Origin of the sequence: Streptomyces macrolidinus, from assembly GCF_023887685.1 — a bacterium.
Lineage (GTDB): Bacteria > Actinomycetota > Actinomycetes > Streptomycetales > Streptomycetaceae > Streptomyces > Streptomyces macrolidinus.
The window spans coordinates 105248-126653 of record NZ_JAMWMR010000009.1 but is presented as its reverse complement, the minus strand read 5'-3'; the positions used below and the strand labels follow the sequence as shown (position 1 = coordinate 126653).

At 70.4% G+C, this 21406-nt stretch carries 17 protein-coding genes; 8 read left to right on the top strand and 9 right to left on the bottom strand.

What is annotated here, in order from left to right; all coding sequences use genetic code 11:
* Nucleotides 1-116: 116 nt before the first annotated feature.
* Nucleotides 117-791 (bottom strand): Crp/Fnr family transcriptional regulator, encoded by a 675-nt coding sequence (locus NGF19_RS13460; protein ID WP_071367581.1) that lies wholly within the window; start codon nucleotides 789-791, stop codon nucleotides 117-119.
* 344 nt (nucleotides 792-1135) lie between these two features.
* On the opposite strand from NGF19_RS13460, the gene nth reads away from it, so the two are divergent.
* The 3 genes from nth (at nucleotide 1136) to NGF19_RS13445 (ending at nucleotide 4451) form a co-directional block, all read left to right on the top strand.
* Nucleotides 1136-2278 carry an endonuclease III gene (gene nth / locus NGF19_RS13455; RefSeq protein ID WP_252425095.1) on the top strand — a complete coding sequence of 381 codons (1143 nt, stop codon included), beginning with the start codon at nucleotides 1136-1138 and terminating at the stop codon, nucleotides 2276-2278.
* A gap of 139 nt (nucleotides 2279-2417) precedes the next feature.
* Nucleotides 2418-3131 (top strand): NUDIX hydrolase, encoded by a 714-nt coding sequence (locus tag NGF19_RS13450; protein WP_252425094.1) that lies wholly within the window; start codon nucleotides 2418-2420, stop codon nucleotides 3129-3131.
* Nucleotides 3132-3251: 120 nt separating this feature from the next.
* Nucleotides 3252-4451 (top strand): MarP family serine protease, encoded by a 1200-nt coding sequence (locus NGF19_RS13445; protein ID WP_252425093.1) that lies wholly within the window; start codon nucleotides 3252-3254, stop codon nucleotides 4449-4451.
* Between the two features lie 39 nt (nucleotides 4452-4490).
* On the opposite strand, the gene NGF19_RS13440 is transcribed toward NGF19_RS13445, so the two are convergent.
* From NGF19_RS13440 to NGF19_RS13410, 7 genes are all read right to left on the bottom strand, one after another.
* Entirely contained in the window at nucleotides 4491-4670 is a 180-nt protein-coding gene (locus NGF19_RS13440) for a hypothetical protein (protein ID WP_252425092.1), read from the bottom strand.
* Nucleotides 4671-4856: 186 nt separating this feature from the next.
* Nucleotides 4857-5807 (bottom strand): alpha/beta fold hydrolase, encoded by a 951-nt coding sequence (locus NGF19_RS13435; protein WP_252425091.1) that lies wholly within the window; start codon nucleotides 5805-5807, stop codon nucleotides 4857-4859.
* Nucleotides 5804-6283: a phage holin family protein gene (locus tag NGF19_RS13430; protein WP_252425090.1), complete on the bottom strand. Its 480-nt coding sequence runs from the start codon at nucleotides 6281-6283 to the stop codon at nucleotides 5804-5806. The genes NGF19_RS13435 and NGF19_RS13430 overlap by 4 nt, the downstream gene beginning before the upstream one ends.
* Nucleotides 6284-6457: 174 nt before the next feature.
* The gene (gene nhaA, locus NGF19_RS13425) at nucleotides 6458-7909 is read right to left on the bottom strand and encodes a Na+/H+ antiporter NhaA (protein ID WP_252425089.1); all 1452 of its coding nucleotides are present in this window, start codon (nucleotides 7907-7909) and stop codon (nucleotides 6458-6460) included.
* Nucleotides 7910-8136: 227 nt separating this feature from the next.
* Nucleotides 8137-10134 carry an acetate--CoA ligase gene (gene acs / locus NGF19_RS13420; protein ID WP_252425088.1) on the bottom strand — a complete coding sequence of 666 codons (1998 nt, stop codon included), beginning with the start codon at nucleotides 10132-10134 and terminating at the stop codon, nucleotides 8137-8139.
* Between the two features lie 409 nt (nucleotides 10135-10543).
* Nucleotides 10544-12934, bottom strand: coding sequence for a bifunctional SulP family inorganic anion transporter/carbonic anhydrase (locus tag NGF19_RS13415; protein WP_252425087.1), 2391 nt, complete (start codon nucleotides 12932-12934; stop codon nucleotides 10544-10546).
* A gap of 615 nt (nucleotides 12935-13549) precedes the next feature.
* Nucleotides 13550-14530 carry an ATP-binding protein gene (locus NGF19_RS13410; protein WP_252425086.1) on the bottom strand — a complete coding sequence of 327 codons (981 nt, stop codon included), beginning with the start codon at nucleotides 14528-14530 and terminating at the stop codon, nucleotides 13550-13552.
* A 101-nt stretch (nucleotides 14531-14631) separates the two neighbouring features.
* On the opposite strand from NGF19_RS13410, the gene NGF19_RS13405 reads away from it, so the two are divergent.
* Entirely contained in the window at nucleotides 14632-15453 is an 822-nt protein-coding gene (locus NGF19_RS13405; RefSeq protein WP_252425085.1) for a Fic family protein, read from the top strand.
* A gap of 405 nt (nucleotides 15454-15858) precedes the next feature.
* Here the strand turns inward: NGF19_RS13405 and NGF19_RS13400 are convergent, their stop codons facing one another.
* On the bottom strand, nucleotides 15859-16683 hold the full coding sequence (locus NGF19_RS13400) for an HAD family hydrolase (RefSeq protein ID WP_252425084.1): 825 nt from the start codon (nucleotides 16681-16683) through the stop codon (nucleotides 15859-15861).
* Nucleotides 16684-17264: 581 nt separating this feature from the next.
* Here NGF19_RS13400 and ssd point away from each other — a divergent pair.
* Genes ssd through NGF19_RS13380 form a run of 4 tightly spaced genes read left to right on the top strand, consistent with a single transcriptional unit; the run spans nucleotide 17265 to nucleotide 21362 of the window.
* Entirely contained in the window at nucleotides 17265-18362 is a 1098-nt protein-coding gene (ssd, locus tag NGF19_RS13395) for a septum site-determining protein Ssd (RefSeq protein ID WP_252425083.1), read from the top strand.
* Nucleotides 18359-19621: a TadA family conjugal transfer-associated ATPase gene (locus tag NGF19_RS13390; protein ID WP_252425082.1), complete on the top strand. Its 1263-nt coding sequence runs from the start codon at nucleotides 18359-18361 to the stop codon at nucleotides 19619-19621. Before ssd ends, NGF19_RS13390 begins: the two co-directional genes overlap by 4 nt.
* Nucleotides 19618-20478, top strand: a complete 861-nt coding sequence (locus NGF19_RS13385) for a type II secretion system F family protein (protein WP_252425081.1) — start codon at nucleotides 19618-19620, stop codon at nucleotides 20476-20478. The genes NGF19_RS13390 and NGF19_RS13385 overlap by 4 nt, the downstream gene beginning before the upstream one ends.
* On the top strand, nucleotides 20475-21362 hold the full coding sequence (locus tag NGF19_RS13380; RefSeq protein WP_252425080.1) for a type II secretion system F family protein: 888 nt from the start codon (nucleotides 20475-20477) through the stop codon (nucleotides 21360-21362). Before NGF19_RS13385 ends, NGF19_RS13380 begins: the two co-directional genes overlap by 4 nt.
* The last annotated feature ends 44 nt before the right edge of the window (nucleotides 21363-21406 follow it).

Below are 21406 nucleotides of genomic sequence, written 5' to 3'. Positions count from 1 at the left end.
ACTCCGGTGCTTCAGCGGGGACGAATGGCAAAGGGCCCCGTCTCGCGGGGACGAACGGCAAAGGGCCCCGTCTCCTCGGAGAACGGGACCCGTCGTCGTGAGGCGCGGACCGCGCGTCAGCGCGAGCGCTTCGCCAGGCGCTCCACGTCCAGCAGGATCACGGCGCGCGCCTCCAGGCGCAGCCATCCGCGTCCGGCGAAGTCCGCCAGGGCCTTGTTGACCGTCTCGCGCGAGGCGCCGACGAGCTGGGCCAGCTCCTCCTGCGTGAGGTCGTGCACCACGTGGATACCTTCCTCGGACTGCACGCCGAACCGCCGCGAGAGGTCCAGCAGTGCGCGGGCCACACGGCCGGGCACGTCCGAGAAGACCAGGTCGGACATCTGGTCGTTGGTCTTGCGCAGGCGCCGGGCGACGGCGCGCAGCAGGGCGGCGGCCACCTCGGGCCGGGCGTTCAGCCACGGCTGGAGGTCGCCGTGGCCCAGGCCCAGCAGCTTGACCTCGGTCAGCGCGGTGGCCGTCGCCGTACGCGGGCCCGGGTCGAACAGCGACAGCTCGCCGATCAGCTCACCGGGGCCGAGCACCGCCAGCATGTTCTCGCGGCCATCGGGCGAGGCGCGATGCAGCTTGACCTTGCCGTCCATGACCACGTAGAGGCGGTCACCGGGGTCGCCCTCGTGGAACAGCGAGTCGCCGCGGGCGAGGGTCACCTCACTCATGGAGGCGCGCAGCTCCGCGGCCTGCTCGTCATCGAGCGCCGCGAACAGCGGGGCGCGCCGCAGAACGTCGTCCACGAGTTCTCTCCTTGTCGACCTGCTCAGGGGATCTTGCTCCCCCGTGTACCAGGGGTCCGTGTTCCCCATTTTGCCGGACGGTCCAAACAGTGTGATCTGTCACAAGGATGCCGCACGGGTGCGCCGCGGGATGCAGCAGGGGGCCAATTGGGGGCTGATCTTGCCGGTCCGGGGCGGATGTCGGCGCCGGGCCTTAGGCTGGCCGGGTGTCCAAATCGCCGGTGAGAGCACAGGCCAAGGGAGCTGGACGGGTGGTTGCACGTCGCGATTCCGCTGTGGGCGAACGAGGGCCTGACGGTGGTGGAAATCCGGCAAAGGGAACGAAAGCGGCTTCTGGGGAAGCGGTGACGAAGCGCCCTGCGAAGAGCCCCGCCAAGAAGGCTGCCGCCGAGAAGGTCGTCGCGAAGAAGGCTGCCTCCGAGAGGAGCGCGGCCCCCGCGAAGAAGGCCCCCGCGAAGAAGGCCCCCGCGAAGAAGGCCCCCGCGAAGAAGACCGCGGCGAAGAAGACCGTCGCGGAGAAGGCTGCGGCCAAGGCCACCGCGGCGAAGGGGACTGCGGCCACGAAGGGCGCCGCCAAGAAGGCCACGCCCACCGCCCCCAAGAAGGCCGCTGCGAAGAGAAGGCCCGCCTCCGTCGAGGCCGTCGCCACGGACGCCACGGTCACCGTCAAGGGCGCCGCTCCGGCGAAGACCGTCACGGTCAAGCCCCTCAGGGACGAGTCCCGTACCGCACTGGTCCGCCGAGCCCGCCGTATCAACCGCGAACTCGCCGAGCTGTACCCGTACGCCCACCCGGAGTTGGACTTCGAGAACCCCTTCGAGCTGATCGTCGCGACGGTCCTGTCCGCGCAGACGACCGACCTGCGGGTGAACCAGACCACTCCGGGCCTCTTCGCCCGGTACCCGACCCCCGAGGACCTCGCCGCGGCCAACCCGGAGGAGGTCGAGGAGATCCTGCGCCCGACCGGCTTCTTCCGGGCCAAGACCAGGTCGGTGATCGGGCTCTCCAAGGCCCTGGTGGAGCAGTTCGGCGGCGAGGTCCCCGGCCGTCTGGAGGACCTCGTCACGCTGCCCGGCGTCGGCCGCAAGACCGCCTTCGTGGTGCTCGGCAACGCCTTCGGCCGACCGGGACTCACCGTCGACACGCACTTCCAGCGCCTCGTCCGCCGCTGGCAGTGGACCGACGAGACCGACCCGGACAAGATCGAGGCGGCCGTCGGCGCGCTCTTCCCCAAGAGCGACTGGACGATGCTGTCGCATCATGTGATCTTCCATGGCCGCCGTATCTGCCACGCCCGCAAGCCGGCGTGCGGCGCCTGCCCGATCGCCCCGCTCTGCCCGGCGTACGGCGAGGGCGAGACGGACCCCGAGAAGGCGAAGAAGCTGCTGAAGTACGAGAAGGGCGGCTTCCCGGGCCAGCGCCTCAAGCCTCCGCGGGCCTACCTCGACGCGGGCGGCATCCCGGCCCGGCCGCTGGGGGCCGGGTGAGGCGGAGGCGGGGGACCGCGCGGCGTACGGGCGGACGCCTCCCGGCGGTGACGGGCAGCGGGCGAGGACACCCACACGAGGGACATTCGGAACGATCCGCGGTTCCGCGGGCGTTGGGATCGGCAGAACGGGGGTGGCGATGACGCACGCGAGCGATACGAACCACATGAGCGACCGGGGCAGCGGGCGGCTGCAGTTGAGCACGGAGGGCCTGCCCGGCTGGCTCGACCCGGTCGTACGGGTCGTGGCGGACGTGGAGCCGCTCCAGCTCAGCCGCTTCCTGCCGCCGGAGAACGGCTCGGGGCGTCAGTCGGCCGTGTTGATCCTGCTCGGTGAGGGCGACCGCGGCCCCGAGGTACTGCTGCTGGAGCGCGCCAGTTCGCTGCGCTCGCACGCCGGACAGCCCTCGTTCCCCGGCGGCGCCCTCGACCCCGAGGACGGCGACCCGATGGCCGGGGGGCCGCTGCGGGCGGCGCTGCGCGAGGCCGAGGAGGAGACCGGGCTCGACCCCGGCGGCGTCCAGCTCTTCGGCGTGCTTCCCAAGCTCTACATCCCGGTCAGCGGCTTCGTCGTGACGCCTGTCCTCGGCTGGTGGCGGGAGAAGAGCCCGATCGGCGTCGTCGATCCGAACGAGACGGCTAGGGTCTTCACGGTCCCCGTGGCGGATCTCACGAACCCCGCCAACCGCGTCACCGCCATCCACCCCAGAGGGCACCGAGGCCCGGCATTCCTGGTCGAATCGGCCCTCGTCTGGGGCTTCACCGCCGGCGTCATCGACCGACTGCTGCACTTCGCGGGCTGGGAGCGGCCCTGGGACCACGACAAGCAGGTCCCGCTCGACTGGCGGTCATGACAGGGTGACCTACCGTGCTGTGTTTTTCGGGGGACGCCGTGCCCCACGGCCGCCGTCCGCCGGGCCGGACCCCCGGCCCGGCGACGGCGACCGGAGAGTGACGAGGCGAGGCTTGACGCAGTGAACGTGCTGGACATCCTGTTGCTGGTCGCCGCCGTGTGGTTCGCGATCGTCGGCTATCGCCAGGGCTTCGTCGTGGGCATCCTGTCGGTCATCGGCTTCCTGGGCGGCGGCCTGGTCGCCGTCTATCTGCTCCCCTTCATCTGGGACAAGGCGACGGACGAGCGTGAGGTGAGTACGACCCTCGCGGTGATCGCGGTCGCCATCGTGATCGTCTGCGCGTCCGTCGGCCAGACCCTGACCACCCACCTCGGCAACAAGCTGCGCCGGTACATCACTTGGTCCCCGGCCCGCGCCCTGGACGCCACGGGCGGCGCCCTCGTCAACGTGGTCGCGATGCTCCTGGTCGCCTGGCTGATCGGCTCGGCCCTCGCCGGTACGACGCTGCCGACGCTGGGCAAGGAGGTCCGCGGCTCCAAGGTGCTCCTCGGCGTGTCCCGCGCCCTGCCCGAGCAGGCCGACATCTGGTTCGCGGACTTCTCCTCGGTCCTCGCGCAGAACGGCTTCCCCCAGGTCTTCAGCCCCTTCGCGAACGAACCCATCACCGACGTCCAGCCCCCCGACCCAGCCCTTGCGAAGAGCGCGGTCGCCACCCGCGCCCAGCACTCCATCGTCAAGGTCGTGGGTACGGCGCAGAGTTGCGGCAAGGTCCTCGAAGGCACGGGCTTCGTGTTCGACAACCGCCGGGTGATGACGAACGCGCATGTCGTCGGCGGGGTCGACGAGCCCACGGTGCAGATAGGCGGCGAGGGCAGGAAGTACGACGCGAAGGTCGTCCTCTACGACTGGCGGCGCGACATCGCGGTACTGGACGTACCGAATCTGAGCGCGCCCGCGCTGCGGTTCACCACCGCCGACGCGGCCGGCGGCAGCAACGCGATCGTCGCGGGCTTCCCGGAGAACGGCTCGTACAACGTCCAGCCCGCGCGTGTCCGCGGTCGCATCACGGCCAACGGCCCGGACATCTACCACCGCGGCACGGTCCACCGTGATGTGTACTCGCTGTACGCGACCGTCCGCCAGGGCAACTCCGGCGGCCCGCTGCTCACCCCCGACGGCAGGGTCTACGGGGTGGTCTTCGCGAAGTCCCTGGACGACGCCGACACCGGGTACGCCCTCACCTCGGACGAGATCCAGGAGGACATCCTCAAGGGGAGCACGGCGAACCAGCAGGTGAACAGCGACAGCTGCGCTCTGTGACGTACGTTCCGGGGAGAGGCAGCCGCTCCCGGGGACGGGTCAGCCGCGCGGGTGGCGCAGGCGGACCGAGACCCAGCGGGCCCGGCGGCGCAGAATGCGTGGGATGCCCACTCTCGGGTCCGTGTCCGGCATCTGCGGGGCGCCCCCCTGGCGGGTGCTCGGACCAGCGGTCGAGCGGCGGTTACGTGCTACGTCACGGTAGTCGTGCGTCCAGCTCATACCCCGACGTCTGCCCCTGCCCCAAGGTCGATAACCGCCTCGGGGGGCCCCAATCGGCTTATGCGCCGGGCATGTGTGGCCGTACGAGGAACAGCCGTTCGCGTCCGGATACCGGGCGCATGCGCGCCGTCACCGACGGGATGCGCGGTCATCCGGCTGCGTCATGTGCTCCCGGGATCGGGCAGCTCACCGATCGGGCTCGGGATCCTTCAGCCAGTTGATCAGCTCGGAGGAGAACGCGATCGGGTCCTCCTCGTGCGGGAAGTGCCCCAGTCCGTCGAACAGCCGCCAGCGGTACGGCGCCTCGACGTACTCGCCCGATCCCGCCGCGCTCCTGGTGCGCATCACGGGGTCCAGCGAACCGTGCAGATGCAGGGTGGGCACCCGTACGGGCCGCTTCATACGCCGGTTGAACTGGATGCCGTCGGGCCGGGCCAGGGAGCGCACCAGCCAGCGGTACGGCTCGATGGAGCAGTGTGCCGTGGAGGGGATGCACATGGCACGCCGATACGTCTCCACGGCCTCGTCGTCCGGCAGTCGCGGGCCCGACCAGTCCCGGAGCAGCCGTCCGACCAGGGCGGCGTCGTCGGCGGTGAGGCGTCGCTCGGGGATCCAGGGCCGCTGGAACCCCCAGATGTAGGAACCCGCGGTCGTCTGCTTGACGTCACGCGTCATCGCCGCCCGCCAGCGCCGCGGATGCGGCATCGAGGAGACCACGAGCCGCCGAACGAGCTTCGGACGCATCACGGCCGCCGTCCAGGCCAGGTATCCGCCCAGGTCATGCCCCACGAGCGCGGCGTCGGGCTCGCCCAGGGACCGTACGACGCCGGTGATGTCGAGCGCCAGGTTCGCGGGGTCGTAGCCACGCGGCGTGCGGTCGCTGCCGCCGACCCCGCGCAGATCCATCGCCACGGCCCGGAAGCCCGCGTCGGCGAGCGCGACCAGTTGGTGCCGCCAGGCCCACCAGAACTGCGGGAAGCCGTGCAACAGCAGGACCAGCGGGCCCTCGCCCATCTCCGCGATGTGGAAGCGCGCACCGTTGGCCGCGACATCGCGGTGGGTCACCTCCTTCCCGCCGGGTACGTCGAGCCGTACGACCGAGGTGGGTTGCGCCGAAGGGATGGCGGGGTCCGTCATGAAGACGAGCGTGCCACAGCCTCGAGCGCGGTGTCGGCCTGGTGCGGAAGGCGGGGGTGCGGCCTGGCGGCCTGGAGGACGCCCGCGGTCTCCTTCATCGACGCGGCGACCTTCTGCGGGCCCTGGCTCTTCTTGGCCTTCTTCGCGATGGCGGCCCCGATGAGCCCGAGCACCACGGCGACCACCACGTTCGCGCCGAACGACGTCAGGAAGCAGAGGGCCAGATTCCAGGCGGTCCAGGTCCGGATCCCGTACGCCAACGCGAAGCTCAGCATCGGCAAGGAGAACAGCAGCACGGCGCCCGCGGCCGAGAGCAGCAGTCCGCTCATCGCGCCGCGCTTGACGTCCCGCTTGAGCTGGGCCTTCGCCAGCGCGATCTCGTCGTGCACCAGCGCGGACATCTCGGTCGTCGCCGAGGCGAACAGTTGGCCGATGGTCTGTTCGGCGCCGACCGGGCTGCCATCGGGTGCGCTCATCGCGGTCTCCCTGCTCTCTGCGTGCCTGCTCCGCGGTGTCGCGGAGTTCCGTGGACGCCTCAGATCATGCCGGACGCCCCATCCCCGTGACTGCCCGCCCGGCCACTTCGGCGAAGCGTGCCGCCCGTCACACCGATCGGGCCGCCGCTTCTCGGTGGGCCGGCCGCCCGCTGCTCAGGGGCGGCCGTCGTCCGTCGCGTCGGCCGCAGGGCCGGTCGGCGTGTCGGCCGATGTGTCGTTCGAGGCGTCGCGCTCGGCGGACTTCAGCAGGGCGAGCCTGCGATGCTCGGTCGCCTTGCGCTCGTAGATCTCGGCCATGCGCAGGTGGTACGCGGGATCGTCCTGTTCGTAGACGTCCGGCACGCCGTCGAGGTCCTCGTCGCGCTCCTCGTCCTCGCACAGGGCGCGGTACTTGGCGTTGCGCACCTTCAGCAGTGCGGTCGCGAAGACAGCCGAGATCAGCGACCCGACGAGGACGGCGGCCTTGACCTCTTCCGTAAGCACCGCATGATCTTCGAAAGCCAGTTCACCTATCAGGAGCGAGACGGTGAAGCCGATGCCGGCGAGGGAGGCGACGGCGAACACATCGGGCCAGGCGAGGTCGTCGCTGAGCGAGGCCCGGGTGAAGCGCGCGGTCAGCCAGGTACCACCGAACACGCCGACTGTCTTGCCGACGACGAGACCGAGCATGACGCCGAGCGTCTCCGGCTTCGTGAACACGTCCACGAGGGCTCCGCCGGAGATCATGGCGCCCGCGCTGAACAGCGCGAACAGCGGCACCACAAGACCGGCCGACAGCGGTCGTACGAGGTGCTCGATGCGCTCGCCCGGGGACTGCTCCTCGCCCTCGTGGCGGTGGCAGCGCAGCATCAGGCCCATGGCCACACCGGCGATGGTGGCGTGGATGCCGCTGTTGTACATCAGCCCCCAGATGACCAGGGCGAGCGGGACGTATACGTACCAGCCGCGCACGCCCTTGCGTAGCAGCACCCAGAACACGGCGAGGCCGACGACGGCGCCGCCGAGCGCGGCGAAGTTCAGACCGTGCGGGAAGAAGATCGCGATGATCAGGATCGCGCCCAGGTCGTCGACCACGGCGAGGGTGAGCAGGAACGCGCGCAGGGAGGAAGGCAGGGAGGTGCCGATGACGGCGAGAACGGCGAGTGCGAAGGCGATGTCGGTGGCCGTGGGGACCGCCCAGCCGACGAGGGAACCGCCACCGGCTGCGCTGGTGAGGGTGTAGACGATCGCGGGGACGGCCATGCCGCAGAGCGCGGCCACCACGGGGAGCACGGCGGCGCGGGGATCCCGCAGCTCTCCCGCGACCAGTTCCCGCTTGAGCTCGATGCCGGCGACGAAGAAGAAGATTGCGAGGAGGCCGTCGGCGGCCCAGTGCCCGATGGACAGATGGAGCCCGAGGGAGGCGGGCCCGATGTGGAAGTCGCCGATGCTCTCGTAGCTGCTGCGCAGGGCGGGTGCGTTCGCCCAGATCAGCGCGGCGATCGCGGACACCAGGAGCAGCATGCCGCCGACGGTCTCGGTGCGCAGCGCATCCGCGACGAAGGTCCGCTCGGGGAGCGAGAGGCGTCCGAGGAACGAGCGGTTACGGGTGCGGGGCGCGGTCACAGCGGGGACCTCCGGAGTCGGTACGACAAGGAAGACCGCCGCGATACAACGCACGACGGGCTTGCCGACCAGACTTCCCGGCACACCTAGAAGGTTCTACTTTACCAAATCCTTGCTATCTGAGTGGTCCCTTGTGGATGGTTCCTTGAGTGGTTCCTGCTGATGGCTCCCTTGACGAGAGGGGCGCCCGCCGTGCGGTCGGGCGCCCCAGGGGCGGGTGATGCCCCTCAGTCCTCGCTCGGCGTCGCCGGCAGCTTCGTCTGGATCAGGTCCATCACGGAGGAGTCCGTCAGCGTCGTGACATCCCCGAGCTGGCGGTTCTCGGCGACATCTCGCAGCAGGCGTCGCATGATCTTCCCGGAACGCGTCTTGGGCAGCTCCGCCACCGGCAGGATCCGCTTCGGCTTGGCGATCGGCCCGAGCGTCGCACCGACGTGGTTGCGCAGCTCATCGGTGAGGTTGTCGTCCTCGGTCGCCGAACCCCGCAGGATCACGAACGCCACGATCGCCTGGCCCGTCGTCTCGTCCGCCGCGCCCACGACCGCCGCCTCGGCGACCGCCGGGTGCGACACCAGGGCCGACTCGACCTCCGTCGTCGAGATGTTGTGTCCGGAGACGAGCATCACGTCGTCGACGCGCCCGAGGAGCCAGATGTCCCCGTCGTCGTCCTTCTTCGCGCCGTCCCCGGCGAAGTACTTGCCCTCGAACCGGGACCAGTACGTGTCGAGGAACCGCTGGTCGTCCCCCCAGATGGTGCGCAGCATCGACGGCCACGGCTCGGTGAGCACGAGATAGCCGCCGCCTCCGTTCGCCACTTCGTTGCCCTCGTCGTCGACCACCGTGGCGGAGATGCCCGGCAACGGTCGCTGGGCCGACCCCGGCTTCGTCTCGGTCACGCCGGGCAGCGGCGAGATCATCATCGTGCCGGTCTCGGTCTGCCACCACGTGTCCACGATCGGCGTACGGTCCGCGCCGATGTGCTTGCGGTACCACATCCAGGCCTCGGGGTTGATCGGCTCACCGACGGACCCGAGCACCCGCAGCGACGACAGGTCGAACTTGGCGGGGATGTCGTCGCCCCACTTCATGAACGTACGGATGGCCGTGGGCGCCGTGTACAGGATCGTCACCCCGTACTTCTGCACGATCTCCCAGAAGCGGCCCTGGTGCGGCGTGTCGGGCGTGCCCTCGTACATGACCTGGGTCGCGCCGTTGGCCAGTGGCCCGTACACGATGTACGAGTGCCCGGTGACCCAGCCGACGTCCGCCGTGCACCAGAACACGTCCGTCTCCGGCTTGAGGTCGAAGACGGCGTGGTGGGTGTAGGACGCCTGAGTGAGATAGCCGCCCGAGGTGTGGAGAATGCCCTTCGGCTTACCCGTCGTACCGGACGTGTACAGGATGAACAGCGGGTGTTCGGCGTCGAACGCCTCGGGCGTGTGCTCGGCCGACTGCCGCGCGGTGATCTCGTGCCACCACACGTCCCGGCCCTCGGACCAGGCGACCTCCTGGCCCGTACGACGCACGACGAGGACATGCTCGACGTTGTCCACCCGGTCGATGGCGTCGTCGACGGCCGGCTTGAGGGCGGACGGCTTGCCGCGCCGGTAGCCCCCGTCCGCGGTGATGACGACCTTGGCGTCGGCGTCCTGGATACGGGTGGCCAGCGCGTCCGCCGAGAAGCCGCCGAAGACGACGGAGTGGGTGGCACCGATGCGGGCGCAGGCCAGCATCGCGATCGCGGTCTCGGGGATCATCGGCATATAGACGGCGACCCGGTCGCCCTTGCGGACCCCCAGCTCCAGCAGGGCGTTCGCGGCCTTGGAGACCTCGTCCTTGAGCTCGGCGTAGGTGATGGCGCGGCTGTCGCCCGGCTCGCCCTCGAAGTGCAGGGCGACGCGCTCGCCGTTCCCTGCCTCGACATGCCGGTCGACGCAGTTGTAGGCGACGTTGAGCGTGCCGTCCTTGAACCACTTGGCGAACGGCGGGTTCGACCAGTCCAGGGTCTCGGTCGGCGCCTTGGCCCAGGTCAGCCGCCGGGCCTGCTCGGCCCAGAAGCCGAGCCTGTCAGCCTTGGCCTGTTCGTACGCCTCTGCCGTGACGTTGGCGGCTGCGGCCAGGTCGGCGGGCGGCGCGAACCTGCGCTCTTCCTTGAGCAGATTGGCCAGGCTTTCGTTGCTCACGACATCTCCCTTTCCCGGGGTGTCCGTTGTGTCCCAGGCCACAGCTCATCAGACCTGGGGGCTCGGTGACAAGGGTCGACGGAAAATTGGTTTAGACCTGTTGGGGGTTCTGTCGGTGAACAGATTCCCCCTTCAGGTCACGTATGCTCCGCCGCCCTGGTTCATCTCGGGCGATGGTTCTCGCGCCCGCGCCTGAGGGCCTGTGACAAGGGTCCCCTGCTGTTCGCGCCTTCTCGGGAAGGCTGGTGCGCACCGGAATGCCGTTTCAAGGTCTTGCCTCGGAGTCGGACTCACGCCGGATTGCCCCTAAATGTTTATCAGCCCAAAGCGATGCAATCCAGGGTCAATTTCAAGATCTTCCGACGGGAGGCACGAGGCATTCCTCGAGCGATGTTCCCTTTCGGGAGCGGCGGTGCGCGGCGCCAGGCGTGTACCGCGCACTGCCGCGATGTCATGCCGGGCTGCGCAGCTCCCCGACCGCCCCCACCCGGTCGAAGACGGCGTCCTCCTCGGAGGCGGCGAGCAGATATGCCTGCGCCTCGCCCACGTGGAAGTACATCCCGTGGAGTTCGAGCCGGCTCTCGCTCAAGGCCCGGCCCACGGAATCGTGCGCCCGCAGATGCTCCAGTTGCTGCACCACATTGACCAGGCACAGTTGCTCGATCGCATCGGCCGACGCCCGCCCGGCGATCCGGGCCGCGGGTCTGCTCCCGTCGGACATGCGCTCCATGCTCGGCAGGCCGTGCCGCAGCCACCGTCTGAGCGGGGTCCGGGAATCGCCCGGTTCCGAGCCGAGCAGGGCCTGCATCGCCCCGCACCCGGAATGGCCGCAGACCGTGATCGACCGCACCAGCAAGACGTCCACCGCGTACTCGATCGCGGCGGCCACCGAGTCGTCCCCGCTCTCCATGCCGGGCAGCGGCACCAGGTTGCCGACATTGCGGACGACGAAGAGATCGCCGGGACCGCTGGAGGTGATCATCGATGTGACGAGCCTTGAGTCGGCGCAGGTCAGGAAGAGTTGTGAGGGTCGCTGCCCCTCGCGCGCGAGGCGAGCCAGCTCATCGCGCACCAGCGGCGCGGTGTTCCGTTGGAACGCGCTGATTCCGCGGGCGAGTTGATGCCCACTTGCTCGCGACCCCTCCGTGGGCTCGTCCGGCTGTCCGTCGGTCTGCGCGAATGTCGGGCGCTCGCACTGGTGGTTGCGCCAAGGGGTCCAGGGTCCGCACCGGCACGCGGACACGTCGGCCGCCTCGGCCGCCTCTGCGCCCTCCGCGAGCGTCGGAGCCTCTGGGGCCGCGATCGAGACATGGGTTCCGGCGCGGCCGGTGAGGTCGACCGTGCCGCCCCGCGCGCGATGCGTCTTCTGCCAGTCCTGGAGGGACTCGTACGCCGCGTGGTCCATGAACGATCCGTCCAGCTCCACCACGGCGTTCGCCCCCGTTGGCACCAGGTGCAGTGTCCGGCTCAGCCGAGGTACTGCGAGGAACGTCAACTGCCCTCGTACGCGTACGTGGTGGACTCCCGCCTTCTCCTGATGGGTGATGCGGGTATGGGCGAGGCGGTGCAGGGCGACAGCCACGGCCATGACGACGCCCAGGGCCACTCCTTGCAGCACGCCCAGGAAGACGACGCCGAGGGCGGTGACGGCGTACACCAGCACTTCTCGGTGACGAGTGACCGTGCGGATGTGGTGCAGGGACACCATCCGGATGCCGACGGCCATCACCAGCGCGGCGAGCGAAGCGAGGGGGATCAGCTCGAGCACCGGCACCATCAGCAGCGCGGCCACTACCAGCCAAACGCCGTGCAGCATCGTGGAGTTCCGGCTGATGGCGCCGGACTGCACGTTTGCCGAACTCCGGACGGCGACGCCCGCGATCGGCAGCCCGCCGAGCGAGCCCGAGACGACGTTCGCGGCACCCTGTCCCAGCAACTCGCGGTCGAGGTCGGAGCGACCGAGATGCGGATCGCGCCCGGCCGCCAGCTTGTCCACGGCGACGGCGCCGAGGAGTGACTGCACGCTGCACACCAGCGTGATGGTGAGAACAGCGGCGGCGATGCCGAGCACGGGTCCTTCGGGAAGCCCGGCCATCGCGTGGCTGCGCCAGGACGGCAGATCGACCCTGGGCAGGCTGAGCCCGGTGACGGAGGCGGTCGCGGTGGCCGCGGCGACGGCGACGAGTGCGGCCGGGACCTTGCGCAGGAGGTGCCCTGTCCGTCCGGGGAGCCGCGGCCAGACGAGCAGCACGGCCAGGGTCAGGGCGCTCACGGACAGGGCGGCCGGGTGCAGGCGGGCCAACTGTGCGGGCAACGCTCGGAGGTTGTCGAGGACCGCGCTCTGCGGGGTGCCCCCGAGCACGATGTGGAGCTGGGCCATGGCGATGGTGACGCCGATACCGGCGAGCATGCCGTGCACGATCGCGGGGCTGACGGCAAGCGCCGTACGCGCCACGCGCAGGCAGCCGAGGCCGATTTGGGCGAGACCGGCGAGGACGGTGACGGCGCAGGTCGTACGCCATCCATAGCGCTGGATGAGATCGGCGGTGACCACGGTGAGTCCGGCGGCGGGGCCACTGACCTGCAGCGGGGAGCCGCCGAGCCGACCTGCGACAAGCCCTCCGACGGCCGCGGCGACCAGACCGGCCTGGAGCGGGGCACCGGTGGCGAGGGCGATACCGAGGGACAGGGGGAGGGCGATCAGGAAGACCGCGAGGGAGGCCGACAGATCGGCGCCCGCGATGCGGAAGCGGCGGGGCGGGGTCGGCGGTGGACTGTGAGGTGGATGCAGGCGCTTCGTCCGAGTCGAGTCGGCGGTGCGGGCGGGGACGTAGGCGGACATGTTCCTTCTCCTCCGGCGCGGCGCGGTCGCGGAACGGTGGTCCCCGGGCCTGAGGGGCCGGGGCACAGAAGTGGGTCCCGACGCACAGCGGCGGGATATTCCAACACTGGGTAAATGGGTCGTAATGCAAGGTAAAGGAAGCGTATCGAAGGTCAGAGTGAATAGGGCAATGAGTCACCCGGAGGGGTGAACGAGTCATTTCATCGGCTTGTAATACAAGACGTGTCGGCAGCTCAGATGCCCTGGGTCGGACTGCTTTGAGGGCGACCGGGACCCGAATGACGCCGCAGAGCACCTGGCAGCACGGCGGCTTCTGCTGAAGGGAGCAGAGCGGGGGGGGGAAAGACGCCACCCCAGCGGCTCGTCGCGGGCGTCGCTATGGCTGCACCTGTGTCACCGCGACCGCCGGCTGCTCGCCGGGATGAGCCGCTCAGAGGCGGCGTGATGAGGGAAAGGGCAGAGGTGGGAAGGAGTGCGGAAGGGCTGCGCGGCTTGCTGATGCGGCGCGCGTCCTTCCTCGGGCATCCCTACAAGCCGCCGACCATGGAATGCCGCTTCATGGTCGACCGGTCGGAGGCCAAGGCCCAAGCGCCCCCGACCGGTTCGGCGGGGCACTCACACCGCAGCGGTCAGGCCCTCGCCGAGGACGAAGTCCGGGTCGATCTGTGCCGCCAGGTCGGAGCCGGTGCGCTCATTGCCCCAACTCGCCGCGTTCTTCAGGTGGAAGTGAACCATCTGGCGTGTGTAGCGCTCCCAGTCGCGCAGTTCGTACGTGGCGTCCGTGGCCATCTGGAGAACGCGCAGCGAGCGGCGGTTGGCGTCCTCGAGGAGTTCGAACCGGGGCGGGTGGCCCTTCTCCATGGAACGCACCCAGTCCGAATGCCCGATCGTGACGAGCAGGTCGTCACCGACCTCCGCCTGGAGGAAGTCGATGTCGTCCTGACCCTGCACCTTGTTGCCGACGACCTTCAGGACGACCCCGAAGTCGCGGGCGTACTCCTTGTACTGGCGGTAGACGGAGACCCCCTTCCGGGTCGGCTCGGCGACGAGGAAGGTGATGTCGAAGCGGGTGAACATGCCGGAGGCGAAGGAGTCCGAACCCGCCGTCATGTCGACCACGACGTACTCGTCACGGCTGTCCACCAGGTGATTCAGACACAGCTCCACCGCTCCCGTCTTGGAGTGGTAGCAGGCCACCCCCAGATCGGCGTCGGTGAAGGGGCCGGTCACCATCAACCGGACGTCGGCCTCGTCGAGTCGCACCGGATGCGCGCAGGCGTCGTACACCGGATTGTCTTCCCGGACGCGCAGCAGCCGTGAGCCTGCGCCGGGCGGTGTGGTCTTGATCATCGTCTCGGCGGAGGCGATCCGCGGGTTCGAGCCGCGCAGGTACTCCTTGATCAGCGGCAGTCGCTCCCCCATGGCGGGCAGCGCCCTGGCCTTCTCCTCGTCCAGCCCGAGCGCGGCCCCGAGGTGTTGGTTGATGTCGGCATCGACTGCGACGACGGGTGCTCCGGCGGCGGCGAGATGGCGGATGAACAGGGAGGACAGGGTGGTCTTGCCGCTGCCGCCCTTCCCGACGAAAGCAATTTTCATGTTCACGAAGCGTAGCTGTGTGATGGCTGTACGTGGTAGCCGAGCGTGAAGAAGACCACTCCTTCGAAGGAAGGGATGTGAGGGTGCGTAGGGTCGGACTCATGAGTTCGACAGGTGCGACCGATCCGCTTGCGGCCCTGGGGGCGCTGCCCGGTGTGGCCGAGTCCGTGGAGTCCGTACGCAAGGCCGTGGACCGGGTCTACGGACACCGGATCATGCGGCGCCGCAGCAACGAGATCACCTCCGAGGCGGCGCTGCGCGGCGCGCGCGGTTCGGCGGCACTGTCCGGTGCCGACTGGGCCCTGGAGGAGGTGCGCCGGCGCACGGACTTCAGCGGTGAGGACGAGGCCCGTACGGTCGGCGCGGCTCTCAGGCTGACCGCGGAGGCAGGGCAACTGCTGTCCATCTGGCGGCAGTCGCCCCTTCGGGTGCTGGCGCGGCTGCACCTGGTGGCGGCTGCGGACTCCGGCCTCGGGGTAGGGCGCCCGCGACAGGACGGCGAGCCGGTGGACGAGCCGCTCGTGGAGCTGCCGTTGCCCAGTGCGGCCGAGGTGTCGGGTCGCCTCGAGGGACTGTCCGAGCTGATCGTCGCGGGTGGTTCGGCCCCCGCCCTCGTCACCGCGGCTGTCGTGCACGGCGAACTCCTCGCCCTGCGTCCCTTCGCCTCTCACAACGGCTTGGTCGCGCGGGCCGCCCAGCGCATCGTTCTCGTGGGAAGCGGTCTCGACCCGAAGGCGGTCTGTTCGGCGGAGGTCGGCCACGCGGAACTGGGACGCGCGGCCTATGCGGCGGCGCTCGACGGCTATGCGTCGGGCACCCCGGAGGGCATGGCGGTGTGGATCGCCCATTGCGCGAAGGCGGTCGAGCTGGGCGCCCGCGAGTCCACCGCGGTCTGCGAGGCGCTCCAGCGCGGCGCGGCGTAGTCCCTGGGCGGCACGTGGTCATGAGGGAGGACCCGGTGCGGGCCCTTTGTCACAGAGTTGCGGCGGTACGAGATCTCGTACCGCCGCTGGCATGTTCATCGGGTTACCAAGCGTCCTCGATGTGTTGCCCATCAGGTCGGGAACTTCTGCCCGCCTCCTGGTGCGGCTGGCCCGTAATCGACGGGTCGACGTCGCGTGGGTGCCCAGTGTTCATGCTTCGGTCCGTGGGGCCAGTTGCGTTATAAAGGTGATCCTTTCGGATGGCTTCCTTTGGTCTCGCGGGCCTTAAGTCCTTTGTACTCCAGGGCCGAAGTGAGTGGAAGTCCTGGATGAGCTTCTTTACTTTCCTACTCAAAGAGGTATGAACCGGGCGCGTGAGGTGAGCCTGCGGGCGCACGCGTGGGCTCACACGGCTGGTGTCCGTCGTCGGTTCGCGTACCAGACCAGTCCTGCGGTCGCCACTGCCGCGCCTATCGCGGCCGCTGCGACGAGCGCGGGGCGCGGCCGTACGGACAGCCGCTGCTTGAGCGGGACCGGTCGATGGAAGTCCAGAATCGGCCACTCACGCGTGAGTGCCTCACGGCGCAGCGCCCGGTCCGGGTTCACCGCGTGCGGGTGGCCGACGGACTCCAGCATCGGCAGGTCGGTCACCGAATCGCTGTAGGCGTAGCAGCGCGCAAGGTCGTACCCCTCGGACTCGGCGAGTTCCCTGATCGCCTCCGCCTTCGTCGGCCCGTACGCGTAGTACTCCACCTCGCCCGTGAAGCAGCCGTCGTCGCCCACGGCCAGCCGGGTGGCCACCACCCGGTCGGCGCCGAGCAGGTGACCGATCGGTTCGACCACCTCAGCGCCGGATGTGGACACGATCACGACGTCGCGTCCGGCGGTGTGGTGGCCCTCGATGAGGGAGGCGGCCTCGTCGTAGATGATGGGGTCGATCAGGTCGTGAAGCGTCTCGGCGACGATCTCTTTGACCTGTCGGACGTTCCAACCGCGGCACAGCGCGGACAGATACTCGCGCATCCGTTCCATCTGGTCGTGGTCGGCGCCGCCCGCCAGGAACACGAACTGGGTGTATGCGGTACGCAAGACGGCTCTGCGGTTGATCAGTCCGCCTTGGTAGAAGGACTTGCTGAAGGTGAGTGCGCTCGACTTCGCAATGACCGTCTTGTCCAGATCAAAGAAGGCCGCTGTCCGGGGCAAGGAGTGGTTTTCCACGGCTCCGAGCATAGGCGCCCACCATTCGGCGTAAGGTGAGGCGTGTGGGTTTGCCTGAGAAGGCTCTCGGGTACACCATGGAAGTCACGGATCGTTCGCGACCGTGCTAACCCGGTCCGACTCCTCCCCCCCCGAGTCGGCCGTGGGGACGACCCCCGCTCTCCCCCCCGGCGGGGGTCGTCGCATGTCCGGGTGGGTTTTCGCCTCTCCTCAGTCCGTTCCGGAGCCGTGCAGCGGCTCTCCGGGCGATGATCGCTCACTCCCAAGATCCGTCACGGTACGTAGCCGTCGCGCTGCTCTGTGGAAGCCATCGAGGGCTCACCGTTATGGGTGACAGCGATATTCACAACCACTCAGCAGTCCACAGTTTTCGACCAAGATCCACATGATTTCCGGGACCGCTGCATCGTGATTCCAACGCGCTCCCACCGCCGGCGAGTTCATGGCCGGTTCGGTTTGTCGAGCGCGTATGGCCGGTTCGTATCGGCCGTTCATATGGAGGCCGGTTGCCGGTTCTCCGCACGAGCGGGAAGCGCGGGGCCACAAGGGCGCCGCGTGCCGGGCGGAAGACGCAGCGAAGGGGGCTGGAGATCGTGGCGGGAGCCATCACACAGGACGGGGCGGCCGTCGCCGAAGGACGACGGAGCGGGCCGCTGATCGTCACCGAGGACGCCGAACTCCTCGACGACTTGCTGCGCTTGTGCGCGGCGGCGGGCGCCAGACCTGAGGTCCATCCCGGGGTGCCCCGGCCTCGGGGCAGTTGGGAGGCCGCGCCGCTCGTCATCGTCGGCGACGATGCGGTGCGCCGCGTACGAGGGGCCGTGCGCAGACGCGGAGTGGTGCTGGTCGGGCGGGATCAGGACGATTCCGACGTCTGGCGGCGGGCCGTGGAGATCGGCGCCGACCATGTCCTGTTGCTGCCGGACGGTGAGCAATGGCTTGTCGACCGCATCGCCGACGTGGCCGAAGGGGTGGGCAGGCCCGCGCTCACCGTGGGCGTCATGGGAGGCCGCGGCGGGGCCGGCGCGTCCACACTGGCCTGCGCCCTGGCCGTCACCTCGGCACGAGAGGGGACGCGCACGCTGCTCGTGGACGCCGATCCACTGGGCGGCGGGCTCGATGTGCTCCTCGGTGGAGAGACCGCCGAAGGACTGCGCTGGCCGGCGTTCGCCGCATCCCGCGGCCGGGTCGGGGGTGGCGCCTTGGAGGAGTCCCTGCCCGAGCTGCACGCACTGCGGGTGCTGAGCTGGGACCGGGGCGACACGGTCGCTGTCCCGCCTCAGGCGGTTCGTGCCGTCCTCGCCGCGGGCCGGCGGCGCGGTGGCGCGGTCGTCGTGGACCTTCCGCGCCGCGTCGACGAGGGCGTCGCGGAAGTCCTCGCCCAAGTGGACGTCGGGGTGTTGGTGGTCCCCGCCGAGCTGCGCGCGATCGCCGCCGCGCGACGGGTGGCGACCGCCGTCGGCATGGTCCTGGCCGATCTGCGGATCGCGGTACGAGGGCCGTACGCGCCCGGCCTCGACGACCGTGAGGTGGCGCGGCTGCTGGGACTTCCGCTGGTCGGCGAAGTGCCGTACGAGACACCGCCGCCGGACGGCTCGGTACCGCCCGGAGGAGCGGTGCGGGGGCCGCTCGCCCGGTTCTGCTCGGCCTTCTGGGAGCGGGCGTCGGCGGGGCGGGGGACTGACGCATGAGTACGAGCTGGGTTGAGCCGGTGGGCGCGGACCCTGGCGCGAGGCGTGATGCGAGGGCGAGTGAGGGACTTGGGTACGCGACCGATATCGGCGAACGCGCACGGCTGTTGGACGGCGTGCGGCAGTGGCTGGCCGAGAGCGGGGCCGAGCCGACTCCCGCGCATGTGGCACAGGCCCTGCGGGCGCAGGGAAAGGTGCTCGGGGACGCGGAAGTGCTGGGCGCTGCCCACCAGTTGCGTTCCGAGTTGGTCGGTAGCGGCCCGTTGGACTCCCTGCTCGCCGATCCGACCGTGACCGACGTCCTGGTGGCGGCCCCGGACCGGGTATGGGTGGACCGGGGCGGTGGGCTGGAGCTGACGCCGGTGTCCTTTCCCGATGCGGCGGCCGTACGCCGTCTCGCACAACGCCTGGCGGCCGTTGCGGGGCGGCGGCTCGACGACGCCAGACCGTGGGTCGACGCCCGCCTGCCGGACGGCACCCGGCTGCATGCGGTTCTGCCGCCCGTCGCGGTCGGCTCGACCTGTCTGTCCCTGCGGGTCGTACGGCCACGGGCGTTCACCCTTGACGAACTGGTCACGGCGGGGACGGTGCCGCCGGGTGGTGACCGCGTCCTGCGGGAGCTGATCGCTTCTCGGCTCTCCTATGTGATCAGCGGCGGAACCGGTTCAGGGAAGACCACGCTCCTGAGCACGCTGCTGGGCATGGTCCCGCCGTCCGAACGGATCGTGCTGGCCGAGGACTCGACGGAGCTGCGGCCCGACCATCCCCATGTGGTGCGCCTGGAAGGACGGCCCGCGAACCAGGAGGGCGTGGGGCTCGTCCAGCTCGAGGACTTGGTGCGGCAGGCGCTGCGGATGAGACCCGATCGGCTGGTCGTCGGCGAGGTGCGCGGTCCCGAGGTTGTGTCTTTGCTCGCTGCCCTGAACACCGGTCACGAGGGCGGCTGCGGCACGCTCCACGCGAACGCGGCGGCGCAGGTGCCGGCCCGGCTGGAGGCGCTCGGGACGGCGGCGGGCCTGGACCGTGCCGCGCTGCACAGCCAATTGGCGGCTGGGCTGTCGGTGGTCCTCCACCTGGTGCGCGACCGGAACGGGCGGCGCCGGATCGCGGAGGTCCATGTGCTGGAACGGGACACGTCGGGCCTGGTGGTGACCGTGCCCGCGCTGCGGTGGGGCGCCACGGCGTTCACCCGCGAGCGGGGCTGGGAGCGGCTGCGGGAGCTGCTGCGAGGTGGGAGCGAGGGGAGTGAGGCGCCGTGACGGAGGTCGGACAGTTGTCGGTGGGTGCGGGACTGGTGTGTGCCGGTACGGCGGCATGGGTGATGAGCGCCTCGAGCACGTCGGGGCGGCGAGCCCGGCTGCTGGTCACGGGCGGCGGCGAGGCACCAGGGGGCGGTTCCCCGCCCTGGGCAGGGGTTCGTGCGCGTGTGCGGAGGTTGCGGGTCGAGTGGTGGTCGGTCGCCGTGGGTGCGGTGATCGCGGTGCTCGGTGCGTCCGTCCTGCCCCTGCTGGCCGGGGTCGGGGGTGTGCCTCTGCTGCGCCGGGTGCGGCTCGCGCGGGAGGCGCGGCTGGCGCGCGACCGGCGCGGCGAGGCGGTGATCGCGTTGTGCGGGGCGCTCGCCGGAGAGGTGCGCGCGGGGTGCCAACCCGGCGAGGCGCTGCTGCGCGTGGCCCGTGACGATGGTGGCCTCGGCGAGGCCCAGGCGACGGTGCTGGCGGCAGCGCGATTCGGCGGGGATGTGCCGGACGCACTCGCCAAGGCGGCACAGCAGCCGGGCGCCGACGGGTTGTCGGGACTTGCCGCGTGCTGGCGAGTGGCCGTGGACCGCGGTGCGGGCCTGGCCTCCGGGCTCGACCGGCTGGAGGCGGCGCTGCGCGCCGAGCGAGATCAACGGGCCGACCTGCAGGCCCAGTTGGCGGGGGCCCGTTCGACGGCGGTGCTGCTCGCGGGCCTGCCGGTCCTCGGTCTGCTGCTCGGCACCGGGCTCGGCGCCCGCCCACTGCACGTACTGCTGCACACGGGCGCGGGCCTGGCCTGCCTTGTGCTCGGCGGCGTGCTGGAGGGCGCGGGGCTGTGGTGGGCGCTGCGGATCGTGCGGGGAGCGGAGGCGGCATGAGCGCCGAGACCGTCCACAGGTGGGGAGTGGTCTGGGGAGCGTCCGCGCTGTGCTGGGCGGCGTGGCTGCTCGTCACGGCAGGACGTGAGCGGAGAGTGCGGCGTCGACTGGACGCGGCGCTGACGCAGAACAGCACGTGCGAGGAAGGCAGTTCGGGAACGCCCTGGATCCCCTTCGCTCGACGCAACATGCGGGCGCGGGCGGGCTTGCGGGTACCGCAGGGGCCGGGCCCGGTGCCCGACGGCGTGCGGCGGCGGAACGAAGTGCGGAACACCGTTCGGCGGTGGCTGCCGGTCGTGGGGGCGCTGTGCGTCGGGTGGGTGCTGATCGGAGGCGTGGGCGGACTGGTCGCCGGGGTGATCACCGGAGTCGGTGTGAAGCGGTGGCGAGCCCGGGAGGAATGCAACCGCCTCACGCGGGACTACGACCCCGCCGAGGTGGCCCGTCGGCTTCCGCTGGCCGCGGATCTGCTGGCGGCGTGCATCACCGCGGGCGCGAGCCCCGTGTCGGCCGCTCGGGCGGTGGGCGAGGCGTTGGGAGGCCCGGTCGGCGAACGGCTGGCCCGCGGGGCGGCCGAGGTGCGGCTCGGCGGCGACCCGGCGGACGCGTGGCGGCGATTGGCCGCCCTTCCCGGCGCCGGAGCGCTGGCACGGCTTCTGGAACGGGCGGGTGACTCCGGCGTACCGGCGGCCGTGCCCGTCGGGCGCCTCGCGACACAGGCCCGTGCCGAGTGGGGGCGCGCCGCGACGGCACGGGCGCGCCGGGCGGGCGTCATGGTCACCGCGCCGGTGGGGCTGTGCTTCCTGCCCGCCTTCATCGCGGTCGGGGTGCTCCCCGTCGTGATCGGACTCGCGGGAGGGCTCCTGGAAGGAGGTGGCGGATGACCGCGCACGGTACGCGGTGAACGACGACGGATCGGATGGGCCCG

What these genes read in the sequence shown, in the direction of transcription:
- NGF19_RS13450 (WP_252425094.1), top strand. Translation starts at nt 2,418, where the DNA reads ATGACGCACGCGAGCGATACGAACCACATGAGCGACCGGGGCAGCGGG.
- NGF19_RS13440 (WP_252425092.1), bottom strand. Translation starts at nt 4,670, where the DNA reads ATGAGCTGGACGCACGACTACCGTGACGTAGCACGTAACCGCCGCTCG.
- NGF19_RS13435 (WP_252425091.1), bottom strand. Translation starts at nt 5,807, where the DNA reads ATGACGGACCCCGCCATCCCTTCGGCGCAACCCACCTCGGTCGTACGG.
- NGF19_RS13430 (WP_252425090.1), bottom strand. Translation starts at nt 6,283, where the DNA reads ATGAGCGCACCCGATGGCAGCCCGGTCGGCGCCGAACAGACCATCGGC.
- NGF19_RS13415 (WP_252425087.1), bottom strand. Translation starts at nt 12,934, where the DNA reads ATGTCCGCCTACGTCCCCGCCCGCACCGCCGACTCGACTCGGACGAAG.
- NGF19_RS13410 (WP_252425086.1), bottom strand. Translation starts at nt 14,530, where the DNA reads ATGAAAATTGCTTTCGTCGGGAAGGGCGGCAGCGGCAAGACCACCCTG.
- NGF19_RS13405 (WP_252425085.1), top strand. Translation starts at nt 14,632, where the DNA reads ATGAGTTCGACAGGTGCGACCGATCCGCTTGCGGCCCTGGGGGCGCTG.
- NGF19_RS13400 (WP_252425084.1), bottom strand. Translation starts at nt 16,683, where the DNA reads ATGCTCGGAGCCGTGGAAAACCACTCCTTGCCCCGGACAGCGGCCTTC.
- NGF19_RS13390 (WP_252425082.1), top strand. Translation starts at nt 18,359, where the DNA reads ATGAGTACGAGCTGGGTTGAGCCGGTGGGCGCGGACCCTGGCGCGAGG.
- NGF19_RS13380 (WP_252425080.1), top strand. Translation starts at nt 20,475, where the DNA reads ATGAGCGCCGAGACCGTCCACAGGTGGGGAGTGGTCTGGGGAGCGTCC.